This is a genomic window from Pseudomonas sp. WPR_5_2 (assembly GCF_003634475.1).
GTDB classification, from domain to species: Bacteria; Pseudomonadota; Gammaproteobacteria; order Pseudomonadales; family Pseudomonadaceae; genus Aquipseudomonas; species Aquipseudomonas izuensis.
In genome coordinates, this window is record NZ_RBLA01000001.1 from 897690 (window position 1) to 918194 (window position 20505).

A 20505-nucleotide genomic window follows, 5' to 3' on the forward strand; every position below is an offset into this window, starting at 1 on the left:
CAGAAATCATAGCAAGGGTTCGCGGAGGCGTTTTTACACACTCTGGGCCAGGAGCAGTCATTCGACACTCCCCGTGCCAACCGTTAAATTGACCCATTTAGTTACGACAAAGCGCACGCGCTCAACGGTCAACCCCAACCTGTGAGAATGCTGCCTCCTCGGGCTTCGCAACTTGTGTAGCGAACGTTCAGGCAGTTGAATAACAAATTCGCGAGGAGCCGCCACATTGGAATTGAGACAACTGCGCTATTTCGTAAAAATCATCGAGCTTGGCAGCCTGGGGAGGGCGGCACTTGAACTGGACGTGGGTGTGTCAGCCCTCAGTCAGCAAATCTCCAAGCTGGAAAGCGAGCTGTGCACCCGCCTCCTGAATCGAACCTCTACCGGCGTGACGCCCACTAGCGCCGGATTTGCGTTCTTACACCATGCCCAATTGACGCTACGCCAGGCGGAAAACGCAATCATGGCTGCCCATCGCGGGCGAATGAGCGGTTATGTCAGCGTCGGCTTACCGCCGACTACCGCAACGGTGCTCGCGTTGCCGTTGATCAACGCAATGCGTGCGCGTTATCCGGACATACAACTGCATTTGGTGGAAATGCTTTCCGGCCACTTGGCGGCGCAGCTCAACGCACGGCAAATTGATCTGGCCATCCTGTTCCAGCTCGAAGGGGGTAAACGCTGGAGCGTGACTCCGCTGCTGGATGAAAAGCTGTTTGTCATTGCCTCGCCCAGTCTGCCTCAAGCGCCTTCTGGTGATAGCGTGCAGTTAGCAGACCTCGGCGGCCTGCCGCTGGTGATGCCCAGCGCGCAACATGGATTGCGCTCGGCATTGATGAGTGCGTTCGAGCGGGTCGGGCTAACACCCAATGTCATTATGGAGGTCGACGGTCTCGCTGTTTTGATGAACGCCGTTCGGGCAGGTCATGCGGCAACGATACAACCGGGGGCGGCCGCTGCATTGAAAGACGGGTCCGGACTCTCACTGATCAGGATTGCTGATCCCCATGTAGGCCGGCGTAATCTTCTGGCGACGCTGGCCGACGACGAACTCTCTCCGGCGGCGCTGGCAACGCGGTTGGTCATCGTCGATGTGGCGCGCCAGCTGGTCGTCGACAAACAGTGGCCTGGAGCTACATGGATAGAAGGTGTAGACGCGTAATCCTCCTTCACCCGGACACATTAGACTCTCTTGACGACAAAGCCTTTAGAAAAACTAAACACCCCGCGTCAAACGCAGCCTTTCGGCCACTCCTTCCTCACCCTATCGTTCTCCCTACTCGCAAGGAGCACTTCGTTCCCGCTTCCTTGCAAATCGAGGAGCGATGATGATCGATGTTTTAATCATAGGGGGTGGCAACGCTGCCTTGTGCGCCGCTCTGATGGCGCGAGAAGCGGGCGCCAGCGTGATGCTGCTGGAAGCCTCTCCGAAAATCTGGCGCGGTGGCAACTCCCAACACACCCGTAACCTGCGGTGCATGCACGAAGAACCGCAGGACGTGCTGATCGATGCCTATCCGGAAGAAGAATACTGGCAAGATCTGCTGAAGGTCACCGGTGGCCTTACGAATGAAAAGCTTGCACGCATAGCCATTCGGGCATCGTCCTCATGCCGCGATTGGATGCGTTCACACGGCGTGCATTTTCAGCCACCGCTGTCCGGCGCACTACACGTGGCGCGGACCAATGCATTTTTTATGGGCGGCGGCAAAGCGCTGGTCAATGCGTATTTTCGCAGCGCCGAGCGACTGGGTGTAAAAGTTCGCTACAACACGCAAGTGACCAACATCGAGTTGGACGAGGGTAAATTTGTCGCCGCCCATGTGGGCGAACATGAGGTCGATGGTCAGCGTTTCGCCGCAGAACGCATTGAAGCCCGGGCCTGCGTGTTGGCGGCCGGCGGCTTCGAATCCAACCGTGAATGGCTGCGCGAAGCCTGGGGTCAGAACGAGCGCGGTGAATGGCCATCGGACAATTTCCTGATCCGGGGCACCCGATTCAACACCGGAATTTTGCTACGGCGCATGCTCGACCTTGGCGCAGATGTGATCGGCGATCCGACGCAAGCACACATGGTCGCGATTGATGCCCGCGCGCCACTTTACGACGGCGGAATCTGCACCCGAATCGACTGCGTATCTCTCGGTGTGGTGGTCAATCGTGATGGCGAACGCTTCTACGACGAAGGTGAGGATTTCTGGCCAAAACGTTATGCGATTTGGGGGCGTCTGGTGGCCGGACAACCCGGTCAGCAGGCGTATTCGATCATCGATCAACAAGCCATCGGCCGCTTCATGCCGCCGGTGTTTCCCGGAACTACCGCCAATACTCTGCAAGACCTTGCCCGTCAGTTGAAGCTGCCTGAAGAAAAATTCGTCAAGACTGTCGAGGACTACAACAGCGCTTGCCGCGTTGGCACGTTCAATCACACGGCGTTGGACGACTGCCACACCCAAGGACTGTTGCCCGCCAAAACCCATTGGGCGCGGCCATTGGTGAAACCACCTTTCTACGCCTACCCGCTGAAACCGGGTGTCACGTTCACCTACCTCGGCCTCGCCACCGACGAAACCGCTGCCGTGCATTTCAACGGCAAAGCGAGCCCCAACCTGTTCGTCGCGGGAGAAATGATGGCCGGCAATGTTCTGGGCAAGGGCTACACCGCCGGCATCGGCATGGCCATCGGTACCGCGTTTGGCCGCATCGCCGGTGTGCAGGCGGCCGCTGCGGTGGGCTTTGGCGTTTCATCTGCAAACACGGAGTCTCGATATGCAACTGTTTGATCCCCAAGCGTCGGGCGGGTTGATCCCGGTGCTGAATCTTGACGAAAGAGAAGTCCAGCGGCAGATGACCATCTGCAATGCCTGCCGTTATTGCGAAGGCTTTTGCGCGGTATTTCCGGCGATGACCCGGCGTTTGGAATTCACTCAGGCCGACATCCATTACCTGGCGAACTTGTGCCATAACTGCGGCGCGTGCCTGCACGCCTGTCAGTACGCCGCCCCACACGAATTCGATGTAAACATACCCAATGCCATGGCCAAAGTGCGCCTGGATACTTACGCCGAATACGCCTGGCCGCAAGCCATGGGCAAGTTGTATCAGCGCAACGGCCTGACCCTGGCACTGGCTTCCGGTGGGGGACTGGCGTTGTTTTTATGCCTGACCCTGATGCTCATGGGCAACCTGTTCACGGCCATTCCCGGGGGTAACTTCTACAAGATTTTCCCGCATAACACCCTGGCGCTGATGTTCGGCTCAGTGTTCGGCTTTGCGGTACTTGCCCTGACCATGGGTGTACGGCGCTTCTGGCGCAACGTTTCACCGGTCGCAGTGCCACTGCCGTTGAAAACGTCCGCTGCATTGGAGGCAACGGCCAACGTCGCGAAGCTCAAATACCTGGACGGCGGCCATGGCGAAGGCTGCAACAACGCCGACGATCAATTCACCTTGTGGCGACGCCGATTCCACCACCTCACCTTTTACGGTTTCATGCTGTGCTTCGCCGCCACCGGCGTCGCCACGCTCTTTCACTATCTGCTGAAGTGGTCGGCGCCTTATCCGATCTTCAGCTTGCCGGTGATGTTGGGTATTGCCGGCGGCATCGGCCTGCTGATCGGCCCGGCGGGTCTTCTTTGGCTGAACCTGCGTCGCAACCCTGCGCACGGCGATGAGAACCAAAAACCCATGGATCGCGGCTTCATCGCACTGCTGTTTCTGGTCAGCGCAAGCGGCCTGGCGCTACTGGCTTTCCGTGAAACCCGCGCCTTGGGTTTGATGTTGGCTATTCATCTCGGCCTGGTCATGGCGTTTTTCTTGACCATGCCCTACAGCAAATTCGCCCATGGAATATTCCGCAGCGCAGCGCTGCTCAAGCACGCCATCGAGAAGCGTCAACCCAACCCGATCAACGCCGGCAGCGACTGACGTTTAAAGCACTCATTCCAAAAACAATAGTGAGCATAACGGTAGCCATGATGAAAACGACAACGGCAACACCCCGAGCCAAGGGGTCCAAATTGGGCGCCATTTTGCGGGTCACCAGCGGTAACTTTCTCGAGCAGTTCGACTTCTTTCTGTTCGGGTTCTACGCGACCTACATCTCTCAGACCTTCTTTCCAGCCACTAGCGAGTTTGCCTCGCTGATGATGACCTTCGCGGTATTCGGCTCCGGATTCCTGATGCGTCCGTTAGGCGCCATTGTGTTGGGGGCGTACATCGACAAGGTGGGCCGTCGCAAGGGCCTGATCGTGACGCTGTCGATCATGGCCGCCGGTACCGTATTGATCGCCTTGGTGCCGGGTTATGCCGCCATCGGCGTGGCGGCACCGATTCTGGTGTTATTGGGCAGGCTGCTACAGGGCTTCTCCGCCGGCGCGGAAATGGGCGGTGTTTCGGTGTACCTGGCGGAAATTTCCACCCCCGGTCACACCGGTTTCTACACCAGTTGGCAATCGGCCAGCCAACAGGTGGCAATCGTCGTCGCGGCCGCGTTGGGCTACACGATCAATGCCACGATGCAAGCCGCAGAAATCGCCGATTGGGGATGGCGTATTCCGTTCTTCATTGGCTGCGTGATCATCCCGTTCATTTTCATTATTCGCCGCTCACTGGAAGAAACCGCTGCCTTCACTGCTCGCAGCCATCGCCCAACCACTAGCGAAGTTTTTCGCTCGATGCGTGACAACTGGCGCACCGTACTGGCGGGCGGCTTGCTGGCGTCCATGACCACCACCACGTTCTACCTGATTACGGTCTACACACCGACGTTTGGCAGGACAGTACTGAACTTAAGTACCACCGACAGCCTGGCGGTCACACTGCTGGTCGGCATCAGCAACTTTATCTGGCTGCCTATCGGCGGCGCCCTCTCCGACCGTATTGGCCGGCGGCCGTTGTTGCTGGCGATATCGTTGCTGTGCATCTTCACCGCCTATCCCGCAATGCACTGGCTAGCAGAGGCGGCGAGTTTCGAACGACTACTCGCTGTTCTGCTGTACTTCTCATTCTTCTTTGGTATTTACAACGGCGCCATGGTCGCGGCACTGACCGAAGTCATGCCACAGAACGTGCGGGTAGTCGGGTTTTCACTGGCCTTCAGTTTGGCCACCGCGGTGTTCGGCGGTTTTACCCCGGCAATCTCGACGCTGCTTGTACAGGCCACGGGCGACAAGGCATCACCGGCCTACTGGCTCATGTTCGCGGCGGTGTGCGGGTTCACGGCGACGACAATTCTGTATCGTCGGCAAAAAGCTTCGGCAGTCAGAACCGTTTAGTTCCCTAATCGCAGATCGCTTACAGCGCGTCGATCAACGGCGGGAACCGAATTAGAGTCGCATGAGGCCGATTACAGCCTTTCGTCAGGGCAGTAATCGGCCTAAAGACCCCATTCACTGGGCAGAGAAAGATATTTCGAATGATTTATCAATATGTGGCCCTTGATCCCACTCGATCAGGGGCTCCGAAGCAGGGGTGCGGCTTTTCCAAAAGCGCCCGAGACGGTCGTTTTATCATCATCGCAGTACGAGATCTGCCCGTCGCGACAGGCAGAAATCGGCCAAGAACTGCCGGTAGCGGTCTATTTCCCGGTGAGTTCATGAGGAGTCTCCCTCAAGCCGGACATTCCGGCACGCTGTAAGCAGCGCCAAATCGTAGATGATCTTGAGCACACCGCATGCGAGCAGCGGCGCCGTGAGCCAACCCAGCCCGATCAATACGCTGGCGATAGTCGGGGCAATAGCGGCGGCGAGACTTCGCGGCACCGCTGTCAGGCTCGCGGCAGCCGCTCGCTCCGCCGGCGTTACAACGGCCATGACGTAGGCGCTGCGCGTGGGCACGTCGAGCTGCGACAGCGCGCTGCGGAGCAACAGCATGAGCAATGCGAGCGGCAATGACGGCATGAAGGCCGCTGCGATCAGGCACAAGCTTGATGGGATGTGCGTGAAGACCATCGTGTTCAGCAGTCCAATCCTGCGCGCAAGTGGCGCCGCTGCCAGTTGAGACCCTGCGCTCAGCAAGCCCGTGCAGAAAAAGTACTGTCCGGCAGCGCCGATTGAGAGGTCAAACCGCGCCATGAGCCAAAGCGTCAGCAACGCGTTGACGACCAGTCCGCCAGCGAATGCATCAATGCTGAAGAGCAGCGCAAGGCGAACGACAATCCACCGCGACGGCCCGAGCGACGCGCGCGCCATGGTCGACGCGGGCTGATGCGTAGGCATTCTCCGGTATAGCGCCAGGATCGCCAGCCCCGACAGTGCATAGAGGGCGAACATGGCACGCATGGCCGAGAGCGAGGCGACGCCTAGATGAGCAGCGATCCAATCAGGTGCTCCAGCCAGCAGAGCCCCAAGAGCACCTGAGAGTGCTCCGACGAGGCTGTAGCGCGCAAAAAGTGACGTACGTGCCTGCGCTTCAGACGCTTGGGCCAGGCACGCGTGCTCGATAGGGAGGAACATGCTGACATCGCCCGCACTGGGGTTCATCGTGCCGAGGAACGCCACTACGAGCAGGGGCCATAGCGTCGAGAAGCTGGAAAAACCAATGCCCGTTGCCGTCATCATCAAGGCAGCGATCAGCAGCAGTGACCGGTGTGAAAAGCGATTGCCCAGCATTCCGATCAGCATCGTGGCGATCGCGGAACCGAGAAGCGTTGATGTGCTGATCAGCCCGACGGATAGGGTCGACATGCCAAGTGCGAGAAGATAGGCCGGAAGCAGCACCGCAATGTAACCATCACAAAAGCCTCGCAGACTCCTCGCCACAAGCAGCCGCCACACGCCAGCCTCGACGCCCACTAGAGCGAGTGTTGATGAGAGGCGTTTGGGGAGGAGAGTCATTGCGAAACCTCCAACGTGCATTAGTAACTTGAATACTGGTTACAGTATGTAACTGCTTCTGGTGCTCGGCCTCCCAACCGCCAACGCGACCGAGCGTATGCGCGCCTGGAGAGCGCTCAAGTCTTGCGGCGGGGGCAGTGCTACGCGACGGTATTTATCTGTTGCCCGAGCAAGTCGCTGGCCGGGAAGCCTAACGCAAAGGCGCGGATCTTTGAGCTAACTGCGATCGCGCTAAACGAGGCAAACGCCGATCTGAGTCCATCGGATCAGACTGTCCGGTTCGACTCTGAGGAGGAGTGCCAACGTATTCATGGTGGCGATTGGCAAAAACGCTTGGCGCAATCACGCTGAACCAAGGTGATTGACGATGGCTACCTATCGAGTGATCGATGTTCCAGATAGCGCCCACCCATACTTACGATCAGGTACAGAAGCAACATACCTCCTGCGATACCAAGAGTCGCAGGCGCTCCAGATCGCGAAGCGACCAACCCCGCCAGCATCCCGCCTATCGCCTCAAATCCGAATCGCATGGCGATATAGAATGCGACTACACGACCACGTAGCGCGCTTGGTGCGCCGCTTTGCAACTGCATATTTGTGCTCACGTTGCTCATCGTGATGCCGAAGCCAAGCAGCACCAATCCAAATAATGCCATCGGCAAGCTTCCGGCGAGGAACACTCCCAGCAGCGCGAAGCCGCAGACGAGCGCTCCGCCATCGGTGAAATATCGCAAACGAGACAGCGATCCACTGAAGGCTAAAATCAGGGTTGCCATGAAGGCACCAGCACCGGCAGCGCCCCACAACCAGCCGAGAATCCTCGCATCACCCGCATACACAGTCTTTGCGAGAATTGGCAAAAGCGCTGCATAGCAAGACGCCAGCAGGTTCACCATGATCACGCTGATCATTAACTGCCGAACACTCACTGTCCGCCAGAGATAAGCCACCCCTTCCCGAAAAACTTGAGAAGTCGAACCGGTTGCTTTTGGTGATGCTGTCGCCTTGACCTTAACCAATCCCAACATAAGACCCATGTAGGCAAATGCAGTCAGAAGGAAACAACCCGCCTCGCTCGTCACCGCTATCAAGGTGCCCGCCAGGGGTGGCCCGACAAACCTCGCAGCGTTGATCAACATTGCGTTTAGCACTAACGCATTCGGCAGATCCTCAGGGTCGTCGACGAAACTACCGATAAGCGCCTGGCGTAACGGTGTCTCCACGGCATTCAGCAGCCCTAGCAGGAGCGCCATGCCGGCAATCGACGCACCATCAATCCAGCCGAGCTGAGTGATGACGGCAAGCGTAAGTGATTGGAAAACCAGCACCACTTGCACACCGATCAACAACCGTCGTTTGTCATGACGATCTATCCAGGCACCCGCGAGCGGCCCGATGAGAAGTTGCGGTGCAAGTGAAAGAAACGTGATGAGACCAAGCAGAACGGCTGAGCCAGTCAAATGATAGGCCAGCCAAGCCAAGGCGACCTGTTGAACCCATTTGCCTAGAGTAGAGATGCCCTGGCCGACGAAATAGATTTGGAAGTTTCGATTGGCAAGTGCCCGAACTGGAGCAGGCCAATGTGTGGGACGAGAGGAGTATGGATTGGGCAAGAATGAGATTCCTTAAAAGGCCACGCCATTCCTGATCGATCCATTATCTACCGCGCACCGTAAAGTTTGATGCGCGGTAGTGTCCTGGATCAGAGTGGCAGCAGGCAGCCTTTCGTCTTCAAAGATTCCAACACCCAAGAACGATCGTTTTTGCCCTGGGCGATGAGCTCCATCTGTTTTTGCTCGGCGGTATATTTGGCCGTCGCACGATCATAGACTTCAGCGACATGGTCAAACGGCACGCACAGCAAGCCATCATCATCGCCAATGACCAGATCACCTGGTTCGATAACCATACCATCAATAGCAATCGGTACGTTGATCTCGCCTGGCCCATCCTTGTAAGGGCCCCGGTGCGATACACCGGCGGCAAACAGTGGGAAGTCACCACCGCCAATATTAGCGGCATCACGAATTGCGCCATTGATGACGATTCCGGCTACGCCGCGCTTCACCGCGTAGGCAACCATCATTTCACCGATCAGCGCGTTGGTTAGATCACCACCCGCATCAACCACAATGACGTCTCCAGGCTCAGCGATGTCGATAGCGTAGTGCAGCATCAGATTGTCACCCGGACGAGCCTTGACCGTCACTGCCGGGCCAGCGAGTACACCTTCACTGTGCATAGGACGCAGGCGAGAGCCCCCTGCGGTCATGCGATTCATGGAGTCGCTGACGTTGGCTACCGGAAGTTCACGATAACGTGCGACCCATTCTGCGCTGACTTTGCGTGCGCGCTCTAGCACCTGAAATCCAATGCTCATGTGACATACCTCTGTTTGGTTTTATTCGATCATATCGACTGTCGTCGAAGCCTGTTTTTAGAATTGCATTTCATTTATTGAAACGCAACGGGGATTTTTCCGGAGAAGACCTCGACCCGACGAGCGTTACAAGTATGTTTTTGCAACGCCGTTTCATTATGGTAGGGTTATGCCATCGCAGTCGCTGCATGCGCCAGCGTTTATCTCCACGATAAAAACAAGGTACCTACGATGTCCCTAACCATTCTGCTAACAGGCCCTGAACTAGCTGCGGATGCCATGAACCTGGCCGCCGCAGAGGGCGTCAGAGTCATTCCAACGACTCCCTATCTGCCCGCTGAGGAATTGGAAGCCATCATTCGTGCGGAGCAGCCTGACGCGATCATCGTTCGCCAAGGCCAACTGACCGGATCGATGATCAAGGCCTCGAAAAATTTGAAAGCGATCGCTAAACATGGCGTTGGCTACAACACCATCGACATCGAGACCGCCGCCGCTTGCGGCATTCCAGTAAGCATTGCCGTAGGCGCGAATGCTCAATCCGTAGCCGAGCACGCCTTCGCCTTGATGTTCAGTGTTGCGAGACAAACCGCCCTGCTGGACGCACGTATGCGCGACGGTCATTGGGATAAGTCCGAGGCGAACGGAATAGAGTTGTTTGGCAAGACGCTCGGTCTGGTAGGACTAGGGTCGATCGGCAGCATCCTGATGGACCTGGTCGCCCCACTGCGGATGAAAGTGAAGGTCTATGACCCCTATCTCCAACAGCTACCGGAGCGCGATCATGTGGAACGCGAACAGGACTTCAATCGTCTACTGGCTGAGAGCGATATCATTAGCCTGCACTGCCCGCTGACCGAGTCCAACCACAACCTGATCGGCGCTGCACAACTCGAACTCATGCGCCCAGGCAGCATCTTGATTAATACCGCTCGTGGCGAACTGATTGATACCCAGGCACTGGTACAAGCACTGAGCGAACGTAAAATCGCCGGCGCTGGATTGGATACGTTCAATCCCGAGCCTCCACCAGCTGACAGCCCTTTGTGGGGCCTTCCGACGCTCGTGGCGACTCCTCATGTCGGCGCCAATACCACCGAGGCACGTGATCGCGTAGGTGTTGTCGCGTTGCGACAGATCCTGGATGTCTGGGCAGGCCAGCCACTGGATCCACGCTGCGTGGTCAACAGGCACTTGCTCGACTGCTGATCGCATGATTGCGCGCTCCTTCCGCTATGAGAAGGAGCGCTTCCGTAACGCGACACTCCAGAAAAAAAACAATTGGAGAGCCTTATGACTTCACCAACTTCCACCGTAAGTGAACTCGAACGCAGCACTATGCACCGGGTCGCTTGGCGCTTACTGCCATTCCTGATCATCTGCTATCTGATCGCGATCATTGATCGCGGCAACATCGGGATGGCCTCACTGCAGATGAACGCAGACCTGGGCTTAACTGCAAAAGTATTCGGATTTGCCAGCAGCCTGTTTTTCTTTTCTTACTTCCTTGTGGAAGTACCCAGCAACCTGGCCATGCAAAAGTTTGGTGCTCGGATCTGGATCGCAAGGATTATGATCACGTGGGGCATCATTTCAGCGGGAACCGCCTTCGTTCAGGGGGCAAACTCTCTGTACGTGATGCGCTTCCTGCTTGGTGCTGCCGAGGCTGGTTTCTTCCCAGGCGTGCTTCTGTACCTCACCTACTGGTTGCCATCGGCCTATCGTGCCCGCATGGTCGCAATTTTCATGGTTGCCATTCCTGCCGCCAACTTCATCGGTTCGCCTTTGTCCGGGCTTCTTCTCAGCCTTGATGGGTGGATGGGAATGCGCGGCTGGCACTGGCTTTTCATCATCGAAGGTATCCCGGCAGTACTGTTAGGCATTGCTTGCCTGTTTGTACTCACAGACCGTCCCGAGCATGCCAAATGGCTTACCGATGAACAGCGTAACTGGCTGACTCAGCGCCTGGCTGAGGAATCATCGAAGAAAACCGCTATCGGCCATATCTCGTTGTGGAAACTGCTACGCCATAAGGATATTTGGGTGCTTGCACTCATCTACTCGGGAGCATCTGCCGCCGGTAGCACCATGAGCGTCTGGGCTCCTCAGTTGCTCAAAACCTTTGGCCTGACCTCCTTGGAGATTGGCCTGGTTAATGCCATTCCCTATGGCGTCGCTTCGGTGTTGATGATTCTCTGGGGCCGCAGCTCCGACCGCACTGGGGAACGTCGTTGGCATACAGCAATGACCTTGTTGCTCATTGCCGCAGGTCTGCTCATGACGCTGTTCACCTCATCTTTGCCTGCCACTATCGTGATGCTGACCATGGTTTTGGTCGGAGCGTATTCGATGAAAGGGCCATTCTGGGCCCTGGTATCCGGCTGGTTGTCGTCCTCTACTGCTGCAGCGGGACTGGCAGCGATTGGCGCCATGGCCAACCTGATCGGTGGAGGCCTGATGGTGAATGCGTACGGCGCAATTCACGATGCAACGGGCAGCTATGCACTGGCATTGATGCCGCTGGCAACACTCTGCACGGTTGCCGGGCTCATGGTTCTGGTCATCGGTCGCAAACGCCAGCTTGAACAAGCGGGTCTTGTCGAGACAGTCACCGCCAAGTAGAAACTGCCTCACTCAACGTTCGATGCCCATTTTCCCTTGGCGGAACATGGGCATCGTTGTTTTGGTATTACCAAAAGAGAGGGCTCTGTTGCGTGGCGACAACCCGGTATTACTTTACGGCTTCCAGCTCGTTGCTGGCGGGCGTACTGTCCGCTGGTTTAAAGCCCAAGCTTCGCATCAGATCACGAGCCGTATCGAAAAAGATGGCTCTAATGCTGTCTGCGGCCTCTTCAGTCAATCGGCTTGCAGGCCCTGAAATGACCAGCGCTCCCATCAGTTCTTGCTGAGCGCCATAGATAGGCAGGGCCATCGAGGCCGCGTGAGGATCCGTTGCACCGCGCGAGTAATAAGGTTTTGCCAGTGCAATGCCTACCTGGAAAGGTGCACGCAGCGCCTGGGCACCGGCCGCTTCGTCCATGGGACGCATATCACCCGGCTGCAGGTTGAGCCGCAGGCTGTGGAAGGAATTCACCCGGTACTGGCACATCCGATAGGCGCCATGGCGAACGTAGAACGATGCGGTTTCGCCGGACTGTTCGGAAAGGTATTGCAGCCTGGGCATCACATGCCGCTCAAGATCCAGGGCCTCCTGGTAAACAGCATTGAGCCTCATGACTTCGCTAGCCAACTGATAGCGACCATCCGCCATTCGATTGATCAGACCATGATTTTCCAGGGAGACCATTAAGCGCATGACCGTGCTTTTGATTAGCCCGGTACGCTCAACCAGATCTACCAGGCTCAACGCCGTATCGCCGATTCGAAAAGCCGTGAGCACGGTCAAGACACGGTCAGCCGAAGCCACACCATTTACCGCTGGACGCGGCCGCGCATTCGCCATCAGAAAAACCTCACCTATTGGGCCCGTTAACAAATCATTGTAAGGGCCGGAACGTCGATTATCCGACAAGGACGATATCCTCGCCATCCTTGCGGTAATTGAACTCGCCACAAGCATTTGGCATAACCACTTTCAACCCAAAAAAACGCGACAGGAATGGAAACTACTGCTCCAGATTTTACGGTGCTCGAAAAGCAAAAAACCAGTGAGGTGCGCCATCGCACCACACTGGCAGAGGTTAAAGCCGCGACTCACGATCAGCGCACTGATGCGCAAATACCTGATGGCGAGATAGCCCTCCATCCCGTACCTTGAGCCCTCACGGCCAGGGCCCGAAGCCTTTGAATGAAATTACGACAGGTATTCGGTTGCCCGACATACCTCAAATGGCCGCGCTGCGCTGGCGCAACTCCATGTTCAGGATGCGATCGTTTTCACTGTAATCGACAGGACAGTCGATCACGTGTACGCCCGGCGTTTTGATGCAGTGCTCCAGCAGCGGCAAGAAGCCCTCGGCGCTCTCCACGCGGTGACCATTGGCGCCATATGCCTCTGCGTACTTAACGAAGTCCGGGTTACCGTAGTCCAGACCGAAGTCGGTGAAGCCCATGTTGGCCTGCTTCCAACGGATCATGCCGTAGCCATCGTCACGCAGGATTACCACGGTCAAGTTCATATTCAAGCGAACAGCTGTCTCCAGTTCCTGGCTGTTCATCATGAATCCGCCGTCGCCACACACTGAAATCACCGGGCGATCCGGGTACACCAAATGCGCGGCCATAGCTGACGGCAGCCCTGCCCCCATAGTTGCCAGCGCGTTGTCCAGCAGCACGGTGTTGGGTTTGTGAGCCTTGTAATTTCGCGCGAACCAGATCTTGTAGATTCCGTTGTCCAGAGCAACGATGCCTTCGGATGGCAATACGCGACGAATGTCGGCAACCAAACGCTGTGGGTAGACCGGGAACCTGTTGTCGTCCGCACCTTCAATGATTTGGGCTTCGTTCGCCTCACGAATCGCCATCAAACGTGTGAAGTCCCAATGACTGGTGTCATTCAGTGCTTCGCCGATCTGCCAGACGGCGTTGGCGATGTCACCAACTACTTCAATCTGCGGGAAATACACGGCATCGACTTCAGCGGAACGGAAGTTAATGTGTATGACTTCGGTGCCGCCACGAACCATGAAGAAAGGTGGCTTCTCGATCACATCGTGACCGATATTGACAATCAGGTCGGCAGCCTCGACGGCGCGGTGAACAAAGTCTCCCGACGACAGGGCGGCGTTGCCGAGGAAACGCGGGTGGCGTTCATCAACAACGCCCTTGCCCATCTGGGTAGTGATAAATGGGATGCCGGTATCGTCAATCAGTTGCTTCAGAACCTTGGCGGTCATCTTGCGGTTGGCACCTGCACCAATCACCAGGATTGGGCTGCGAGCGTTCTGAAGTTTCTCGACAGCGGCCTCGACTGCCTTGTGCTCGGCCAATGGACGGCGGTGCAGACTCGGCGGGATCGGCATGCTATCGGTTTGCTCGGCGGCGATATCTTCCGGCAGTTCCAGGTGAACGGCTCCGGGCTTCTCTTCTTCAGCGAGACGGAACGCTTCACGCATCCGCGCCGGGATGTTGTCTGCCGAGGCGAACTGATGTGTGTACTTGGTGATGGGGGCCATCATGCCGCACACGTCAATGATCTGAAAACGGCCTTGCTTGGACTTCTTGATCGGCTTCTGGCCCGTAATCATCATCATCGGCATGCCGCCCAGATAGGCGTATGCGCTAGCAGTTACCAAGTTGGTCGCGCCTGGGCCGAGCGTTGAAAGGCTAACGCCGGTCTTACCCGTGAGGCGGCCATAGGTGGCGGCCATGAAGCCGGCGGATTGCTCGTGACGAGTCAGCACAAGCTTGATGTTCGACTTGCGTAGAGATTCAAGCAGGTCGAGGTTTTCCTCACCGGGAATGCCGAACACATACTCGACACCTTCATTTTCCAAGCATTGCACAACTACATCGGCAGCTTTGGCCATTTTCTTGTCTCACCTACGCTTAGCGGAAATCCGATAATTTTTTAAATTTGTATTGCGCTCAATTCCATGAAGCCGTTTGAATCAGTGCACCAGCCCATGACTCAAGACAGGGCGCGGAACATACAGTGCCTTCACCACAACAAAAATGCAACGACGTTCTATTTTTACAGACAACCGGTTTGAGGCCGCGAACAATCTCAACCATTTCCAAGATTTGCTGCACCTCGATCGAAGCCAACGACCGGGTTCTGATGCACTTTAGAATGGTAGTCGGGAGTTCGAGCACGCTGATGGCTCAATCGATGCTGAAAAGTACCGCTGAGCAGAAAAAGAGAGGATGGCAGTCGGCAAGCAACCTCAAAGCGACGGTCGCATGCCTTGCCCTTGAAGGGATAAGTCTTTACGGAGTGTGAGTTAGAACAGCGGCAATGTGTAATTGACGATCAGACGGTTCTGATCACCGTTGCGCGTCGCCTCGCTGCGCGACATTCCATTGCGCCAAGTAAAGCCCAGATTCTTGAAAGTGCCGCTTTGGATTACGTAATCCAGGGAGATGTCCCGCTCCCATTCCGACTGCTCCATGCCACTCTTTGTCTGAATGTGATCCCCCTTCAGATACATCACAGTAGCTTTGAGCCCAGGCACACCAAGAGGGGCGAAGTCATAAGCGTATTGCGCAAACCCAGTGCGCTCCCCAGCACGTGTAAAGTTAAGCAGCATCTTGTCCGTCAATAGATAAAGACTGCTACCACCAGCCCCCTTATCGATTGAGCCCTGGTTGATCTGCACAAAGTTGCTGTCATCGGATACGTCTTGATAACCCAGGGTCAGCGCATGGCCGCCGAAGCGATAGGTGAAGGCAGCGCTCCAGAGATTATTGTCGATCTCACCGTCTCCATCCGAGGTAAATCCACTGGCCACAAATCCCTGACTACGACCGGAGGTGGTGCCATTGGCGCCGTCGGAACGGGTTCTGAAATACCTGAGGTCGGTAGTTAAAGAGCCTTCTTCACCAAGATTCCAGTTGTGGTTGAGTCCTAAGAAATGTTGCGTGTAGTAGTCCTCCAGCTGTCCTCCATAGTACTGAAGCAACAAGGAGCGACTCACGCGGTAGTCGACGCCACCATAGTAAAAACGGTTACTTTCCTGGGTTCCGCCGTTTACCGCCAGGCCTGTGCGATCGGTCGAGGCTCGCCCCTTCGCACGGTTCAGCGCACCACCCATGAACGTGAAATTATCCAGTTCCCTGGATAGCAGCTGCACGCCCTGGAACGTCTGCGGCAGCAATCGACCATCAGACGCTACCAGCACCGGTATCTTTGGCATTAATTGACCATATCGCAGCTCGGTCTGGCTCAACCTTGCCTTTGCAGTCGCGCCGAAACTGCTCCACTCACTCGCCGCGCTGTCGCCATCGGAAGGGATCATCGTGCTACCGAGGTGCCGGCCTTTTCCGCTGTCCAACGTAACGCCAAGCATGCCCATGGCATCGACACCGACTCCGATAAGCCCGGGTGTGTAGCCGGAGCGGTAATCGAGGATGAAACCCTGAGCCCACTCCTCCGTTTTTGAAGGATTGGCAGCACCATCACGGTTGTCGCTGTTGAAGTACAAATTGCGCATCGACAGATCGGCATGGCTGTCCTTCAAAAAATCAGCCTGAGCAACGGTGCCTGCGAGCCCACAACCAACCGCTGTGGCAATGCGATACATGGAGGTAATTTTCAAACAAACGCTCCCCGCGAGCGCCCGTTGGCGGACGCCCGTTTTTCATTGTTGTGGAAAATATTTGCGATTCAGCACTGCAAGCAAAGCCGCAATTGAGCTCAATCCTGCGCCATGCGTTCAGCAAACCGACCCTGGGGGAGCACAAGCAGCAAAGCGCCTCCGGCCATGATCGCGAAATCGCAGAGCACCTCAGGGAGGCAGGGTGTGCGCCATTGAAAGTTGAACATGCAAAGAACTCCGCTTTTATTATTTTTGAAACGCCATTTCTTTTTATAGATATTCAGAAAACACCACACCCCGTCAAGACCCCAATTTATCCCCATAAAATCTTTCCTTCGCGAGAAAAAATAGAGTCGCCTTTCGTCGCATGATGATTTATTTTGAAACGACGTTGCATTACAACAGCACAAAAATAATTATCGGGCCAAAACCCCCGACTCCCAGCCAGGAGCAGACATGAGCTTTTTTGCCGCCCCACCGACCCTCGAAACGACCGTCTTTACCCGCCTGCCGGATCATTTCCGAAACGCCCGACCCACGGCTTGGGCGAATGCCAACCGCCAGGGACGCGCGATCGACTCGTTTTTGGAAGGCCCATCGTTTGATCGCGAAGGCCGTCTGTACGTAACGGACATCCCGAATGGACGGATTTTTAGAATCTCGCCTCAAGGTGAATGGGAACTGGTTTGTACCTATGACGGCTGGCCGAACGGCCTGAAAATTCACCAAGACGGGCGAATTTTCATCACGGACTACAAGCGGGGAATCATGGTGCTCGATCCGGAACGTGGCGATATTCAGCCGTTTCTGGAATCAGCGGGCTCCGAGGGATTCAAGGGAGTGAACGACCTCGTCTTTGCGCCCAACGGCGATCTGTACTTCACCGATCAGGGCCAGACCGGTCTACAAGACGCGAGTGGTCGGGTTTACAAGCTCGATACCCACGGCAACCTGACTTGCCTGCTCAACACTATTCCTAGCCCCAACGGGATCGTCTTCGACCCTAAGCAGAATCACCTCCTTATCGCCGTCACTCGTGCTCAGCAGATCTGGCGAATCCCGCTGGGCAACAGCTCGATCGTCAGCAAAGTCGGGGTGTTCGCGCAGTTACACGGCGGCCTCGGTGGCCCGGATGGTCTTGCCCTCGATGCCGATAGCAATCTCTACATTGCCCATACCGGTTTCGGCTCAGTCTGGAAGCTTTCGAAAGTCGCAGAACCCCTGCAGCGCATCGTCTCCTGTGCCGGCATCAGCAATACCAACCTGGCGTTCGGTGGCGAGGATGGCCGAACACTGTTCATCACCGAGTCCGAGACAGGAAGCATTCTGCAAGTACGCACCTCAACACCGGGATTAACGATGTACTCCCACAGCTGAAACCAATTGCAGCTCACACAACAACTACAAAAGACGTGACGACATGACTAACGACAATTCGACTGGCTTAGCGCCACTCAGCGAAGCCGAGGGCGAACGCTTGATGCGCCGCATACTGTGGCGAATCATCCCTTTCATCTTTCTTTGCTATGTAATCAGCTATCTCGATCGAACAAACATCGGTTTTGCCGCGATCAGCATGAACCAGGACTTGGGGCTGACTGCGACGATGTTTGGATGGGCCGCCGGCTTGTTCTTTTTTGGGTATTTCATGTTCGAAATACCCAGCAATCTCCTGATGCAACGCTTCGGCGCTCGCGTCTGGATAGCCCGCATCATGATCACTTGGGGACTCATCTCCATGGCCACGGCTTTCGCCACTGGCCCGATCAGTTTCAGCATCGTGCGCTTCCTGCTCGGGCTCGCTGAAGCCGGATTCACCCCAGGCGTGTACTTGTACTTTACCTATTGGTTCCCAGGTAAATGGCGAGCCAAAGCGACTGCCGCTTTCCTGCTCGGAATACCGGCCGCCAATATTGTAGGTTCGCCTCTATCGGGCTGGTTACTCGAATTGCATGGGGTGATGGGCCTGAAAAACTGGCAGCTGCTTCTAGTTACCGAAGCGATACCCGCCGTATTCCTTGGCATTGCTTGCCTCTTCTTACTCATCGACTCCCCGGCAAAGGCCAGGTGGCTGTCCGCTCGGGAAAAAGCATGGCTGAACAATCGTTTGTCTCAAGAACAAAAGGACATCAGTGCTTCCCACGGCAATACCCTGCGTGCTGCATTGACAAATCCAAAGGTCTTCACGCTTGCAGCGGTTAATTTCTGCTGCATCGTAGGCTCCGTTGGTATCGGTATCTGGCTCCCGCAAATCATCAAAAGCCTCGGTATCGCCAGCAGCATGGTAGGACTGGTCGTGGCCCTCCCCTATCTGCTAGGTGCGATTGCCATGACTCTATGGGCTCGCTTGGCCAATCAAAGCCGACTACGCTTACCTTATGTTGTGGGCGCTTTGTCGATGGCTGCCGCGGGGCTTGTCGCTGCGGCATTCATTGAGCATCCCGTTTTGAAGATTGCCTGCCTCTCTTTAACTGTCGCAAGCATCCTTTCCTTCCAGGCGACGTTCTGGGCAATCCCATCAACCTTCCTCACTGGTCGGGCCGCCGCTGGTGGCCTTGCAATGATTGTCTCCATCGGCAATCTCGGCGGATTTACCGGCCCCTTCATGATTGGCCTGATCAAAGATGCCACCCATAGCTACTCGATGCCTTTCTTCGCAGTGGCGGCAATACTTTTGGTTGGGACATGCTTGATGGTGTGGCTGGGAGATCCGGCTCGACTAAAGCCAGAAAATCACCAAGTAGCCACTAGCACTGCCTAATTGGGTCAATACCAGTAGCCCGCCATTTGCTGGATGGGTAATAAAAAGAGCCCGCGCCTAGGGCCGCCACTCGCTTTGTGTGAGGAGATACCGCGATGACGACGCTCAACTCCGGGGCCCAGCCCCAGAACCGCACGCCACAATCCATAGGCTTTCTGCTGTTGGATAATTTCACATTGATTTCCCTGGCTTCGGCGGTCGAACCGCTGCGCATGGCCAACCAGCTATCGGGTCGTGAGCTGTATCGCTGGTCTACCCTGACCGTTGATGGCGGTCAGGTGTGGGCCAGTGACGGCCTGCAAATCACCCCCGATGCCGCCATGCACAAGGCCCCGCCCCTGGACGCTGTGATCGTTTGCGGTGGCATCGGTATTCAACGCACCGTTACCCGTGAGCACATTACTTGGCTGCAGAGCCAGGCGCGTCAGTCCAAGCGCCTCGGCGCGGTGTGCACCGGCAGTTGGGCATTGGCCAGCGCCGGCTTGCTTGATGGATTCGATTGCAGCGTGCACTGGGAATGTCTGGCCGCCATGCAGGAAGCCTTCCCGCGAGTGAACATGAGCACCCGGCTGTTCACCCTCGATCGCAACCGATTCACCAGCTCCGGCGGCACCGCGCCGCTGGATATGATGCTGCACCTGATCAGTCGCGATCACGGTCGTGAACTGTCGGCGGCGATCTCGGAAATGTTCGTCTACGAGCGCATCCGCAACGAGCAAGATCATCAGCGCGTGCCGCTCAAGCACATGCTCGGCACCAACCAGCCGAAGCTGCAGGAAATCGTCGCACTGATGGAAGCCAACCTGGAAGAGCCGATTGATCTGGATGAGCTGGCCGTCTACGTTTCGGTGTCGCGCCGTCAACTCGAGCGCCTGTTCCAGAAGTACCTGCACTGCTCGCCATCGCGGTACTACTTGAAACTACGCCTGGTTCGCGCACGGCTACTGCTTAAGCAAACGCCGATGTCGATCATCGAAGTGGCGTCTGTCTGTGGTTTCGTATCTACACCACACTTTTCCAAGTGCTTCCGCGAATACTACGGTACTCCACCACGCGACGAGCGAGTCAGCTCCAACACCGCGAAACACGTCGCGATGATTCCGTTGCCGCAAACCCTGGTGCTGTCACCGTTGTCCAGGGCGCTGTCGACGCTCAACGACGCCCGCGACGAATCAACCTTTGCCAGCGTCCGTCTTTAGGTTTTGCATCATGCTGATCCGAATACTTATTTTCTTCCCCAAATGCGGAGCGTTGAAGGGCGATGCATCTATAAAACCACTACAGCCGGTCGCACCTAATGCAACGAGG

The 20505-nt window shown here is 56.3% G+C and carries 17 protein-coding genes; 11 read left to right on the top strand and 6 right to left on the bottom strand.

The genetic code is table 11. From position 1 onward, the window contains the following. Nucleotides 1-226 precede the first annotated feature (226 nt). The 4 genes from BJ917_RS03960 to BJ917_RS03975 all read left to right on the top strand — a co-directional run bounded on the left by BJ917_RS03960 (nucleotide 227) and on the right by BJ917_RS03975 (nucleotide 5276). Nucleotides 227-1162, top strand: a complete 936-nt coding sequence (locus tag BJ917_RS03960) for a LysR substrate-binding domain-containing protein (protein WP_121102046.1) — start codon at nucleotides 227-229, stop codon at nucleotides 1160-1162. 166 nt (nucleotides 1163-1328) lie between these two features. Next, nucleotides 1329-2783 carry an FAD-dependent tricarballylate dehydrogenase TcuA gene (gene tcuA / locus BJ917_RS03965; protein WP_121102050.1) on the top strand — a complete coding sequence of 485 codons (1455 nt, stop codon included), beginning with the start codon at nucleotides 1329-1331 and terminating at the stop codon, nucleotides 2781-2783. Continuing rightward, nucleotides 2770-3927: a tricarballylate utilization 4Fe-4S protein TcuB gene (tcuB, locus tag BJ917_RS03970; RefSeq protein ID WP_121102053.1), complete on the top strand. Its 1158-nt coding sequence runs from the start codon at nucleotides 2770-2772 to the stop codon at nucleotides 3925-3927. The genes tcuA and tcuB overlap by 14 nt, the downstream gene beginning before the upstream one ends. Before the next feature lie 47 nt (nucleotides 3928-3974). Continuing rightward, complete coding sequence (locus tag BJ917_RS03975) at nucleotides 3975-5276, top strand: MFS transporter (protein ID WP_121102056.1); 1302 nt, start codon at nucleotides 3975-3977, stop codon at nucleotides 5274-5276. Nucleotides 5277-5594: 318 nt separating this feature from the next. Here the strand turns inward: BJ917_RS03975 and BJ917_RS03980 are convergent, their stop codons facing one another. The 3 genes from BJ917_RS03980 to BJ917_RS04000 all read right to left on the bottom strand — a co-directional run bounded on the left by BJ917_RS03980 (nucleotide 5595) and on the right by BJ917_RS04000 (nucleotide 9219). Further along, a complete protein-coding gene (locus BJ917_RS03980; protein ID WP_218570191.1) occupies nucleotides 5595-6836 on the bottom strand; it encodes an MFS transporter in 1242 nt (413 codons plus the stop codon). A gap of 371 nt (nucleotides 6837-7207) precedes the next feature. After that, nucleotides 7208-8452, bottom strand: coding sequence for an MFS transporter (locus BJ917_RS03995; protein ID WP_121102062.1), 1245 nt, complete (start codon nucleotides 8450-8452; stop codon nucleotides 7208-7210). An 89-nt stretch (nucleotides 8453-8541) separates the two neighbouring features. After that, a complete protein-coding gene (locus BJ917_RS04000) occupies nucleotides 8542-9219 on the bottom strand; it encodes an RraA family protein (RefSeq protein WP_121102065.1) in 678 nt (225 codons plus the stop codon). Between the two features lie 231 nt (nucleotides 9220-9450). Here BJ917_RS04000 and BJ917_RS04005 point away from each other — a divergent pair, with 231 nt between their 5' ends. Together BJ917_RS04005 and BJ917_RS04010 are read left to right on the top strand one after the other, a co-directional pair. Beyond that, nucleotides 9451-10428, top strand: coding sequence for a hydroxyacid dehydrogenase (locus BJ917_RS04005; RefSeq protein ID WP_121102068.1), 978 nt, complete (start codon nucleotides 9451-9453; stop codon nucleotides 10426-10428). Nucleotides 10429-10512: 84 nt separating this feature from the next. Further along, nucleotides 10513-11841 carry an MFS transporter gene (locus BJ917_RS04010; RefSeq protein ID WP_121102071.1) on the top strand — a complete coding sequence of 443 codons (1329 nt, stop codon included), beginning with the start codon at nucleotides 10513-10515 and terminating at the stop codon, nucleotides 11839-11841. 109 nt (nucleotides 11842-11950) lie between these two features. Here BJ917_RS04010 and BJ917_RS04015 read toward each other — a convergent pair whose 3' ends face one another. Continuing rightward, nucleotides 11951-12682, bottom strand: a complete 732-nt coding sequence (locus tag BJ917_RS04015) for an IclR family transcriptional regulator (RefSeq protein WP_121102074.1) — start codon at nucleotides 12680-12682, stop codon at nucleotides 11951-11953. A gap of 156 nt (nucleotides 12683-12838) precedes the next feature. Between BJ917_RS04015 and BJ917_RS31850 the strand changes: the two genes are divergently transcribed. Next, a complete protein-coding gene (locus tag BJ917_RS31850; RefSeq protein ID WP_158602465.1) occupies nucleotides 12839-12997 on the top strand; it encodes a hypothetical protein in 159 nt (52 codons plus the stop codon). A gap of 67 nt (nucleotides 12998-13064) precedes the next feature. On the opposite strand, the gene BJ917_RS04020 is transcribed toward BJ917_RS31850, so the two are convergent. Together BJ917_RS04020 and BJ917_RS04025 are read right to left on the bottom strand one after the other, a co-directional pair. Continuing rightward, complete coding sequence (locus BJ917_RS04020) at nucleotides 13065-14708, bottom strand: acetolactate synthase large subunit (RefSeq protein WP_121102077.1); 1644 nt, start codon at nucleotides 14706-14708, stop codon at nucleotides 13065-13067. Nucleotides 14709-15122: 414 nt separating this feature from the next. Continuing rightward, a complete protein-coding gene (locus BJ917_RS04025; RefSeq protein ID WP_121102080.1) occupies nucleotides 15123-16421 on the bottom strand; it encodes an OprD family porin in 1299 nt (432 codons plus the stop codon). Between the two features lie 107 nt (nucleotides 16422-16528). Here BJ917_RS04025 and BJ917_RS31690 point away from each other — a divergent pair, with 107 nt between their 5' ends. From BJ917_RS31690 to BJ917_RS04045, 4 genes are all read left to right on the top strand, one after another. Then, a complete protein-coding gene (locus BJ917_RS31690; RefSeq protein WP_147432540.1) occupies nucleotides 16529-16807 on the top strand; it encodes a hypothetical protein in 279 nt (92 codons plus the stop codon). Between the two features lie 85 nt (nucleotides 16808-16892). Next, nucleotides 16893-17813 carry an SMP-30/gluconolactonase/LRE family protein gene (locus BJ917_RS04035; protein WP_121102086.1) on the top strand — a complete coding sequence of 307 codons (921 nt, stop codon included), beginning with the start codon at nucleotides 16893-16895 and terminating at the stop codon, nucleotides 17811-17813. A 43-nt stretch (nucleotides 17814-17856) separates the two neighbouring features. After that, nucleotides 17857-19197 (top strand): MFS transporter, encoded by a 1341-nt coding sequence (locus BJ917_RS04040; protein WP_121102089.1) that lies wholly within the window; start codon nucleotides 17857-17859, stop codon nucleotides 19195-19197. A 95-nt stretch (nucleotides 19198-19292) separates the two neighbouring features. Next, nucleotides 19293-20396, top strand: coding sequence for a GlxA family transcriptional regulator (locus BJ917_RS04045; protein WP_121102092.1), 1104 nt, complete (start codon nucleotides 19293-19295; stop codon nucleotides 20394-20396). Nucleotides 20397-20505: the final 109 nt, after the last annotated feature.

Excerpts from the sequence above, each read along its gene's own strand:
- tcuA (WP_121102050.1), top strand. The coding sequence starts at position 1,329 with ATGATCGATGTTTTAATCATAGGGGGTGGCAACGCTGCCTTGTGCGCC.
- tcuB (WP_121102053.1), top strand. The coding sequence starts at position 2,770 with ATGCAACTGTTTGATCCCCAAGCGTCGGGCGGGTTGATCCCGGTGCTG.
- BJ917_RS03975 (WP_121102056.1), top strand. The coding sequence starts at position 3,975 with ATGATGAAAACGACAACGGCAACACCCCGAGCCAAGGGGTCCAAATTG.
- BJ917_RS03980 (WP_218570191.1), bottom strand. The coding sequence starts at position 6,836 with ATGACTCTCCTCCCCAAACGCCTCTCATCAACACTCGCTCTAGTGGGC.
- BJ917_RS04000 (WP_121102065.1), bottom strand. The coding sequence starts at position 9,219 with ATGAGCATTGGATTTCAGGTGCTAGAGCGCGCACGCAAAGTCAGCGCA.
- BJ917_RS04005 (WP_121102068.1), top strand. The coding sequence starts at position 9,451 with ATGTCCCTAACCATTCTGCTAACAGGCCCTGAACTAGCTGCGGATGCC.
- BJ917_RS04010 (WP_121102071.1), top strand. The coding sequence starts at position 10,513 with ATGACTTCACCAACTTCCACCGTAAGTGAACTCGAACGCAGCACTATG.
- BJ917_RS04015 (WP_121102074.1), bottom strand. The coding sequence starts at position 12,682 with ATGGCGAATGCGCGGCCGCGTCCAGCGGTAAATGGTGTGGCTTCGGCT.
- BJ917_RS31850 (WP_158602465.1), top strand. The coding sequence starts at position 12,839 with ATGGAAACTACTGCTCCAGATTTTACGGTGCTCGAAAAGCAAAAAACC.
- BJ917_RS04020 (WP_121102077.1), bottom strand. The coding sequence starts at position 14,708 with ATGGCCAAAGCTGCCGATGTAGTTGTGCAATGCTTGGAAAATGAAGGT.
- BJ917_RS04025 (WP_121102080.1), bottom strand. The coding sequence starts at position 16,421 with ATGTATCGCATTGCCACAGCGGTTGGTTGTGGGCTCGCAGGCACCGTT.
- BJ917_RS04035 (WP_121102086.1), top strand. The coding sequence starts at position 16,893 with ATGAGCTTTTTTGCCGCCCCACCGACCCTCGAAACGACCGTCTTTACC.
- BJ917_RS04040 (WP_121102089.1), top strand. The coding sequence starts at position 17,857 with ATGACTAACGACAATTCGACTGGCTTAGCGCCACTCAGCGAAGCCGAG.
- BJ917_RS04045 (WP_121102092.1), top strand. The coding sequence starts at position 19,293 with ATGACGACGCTCAACTCCGGGGCCCAGCCCCAGAACCGCACGCCACAA.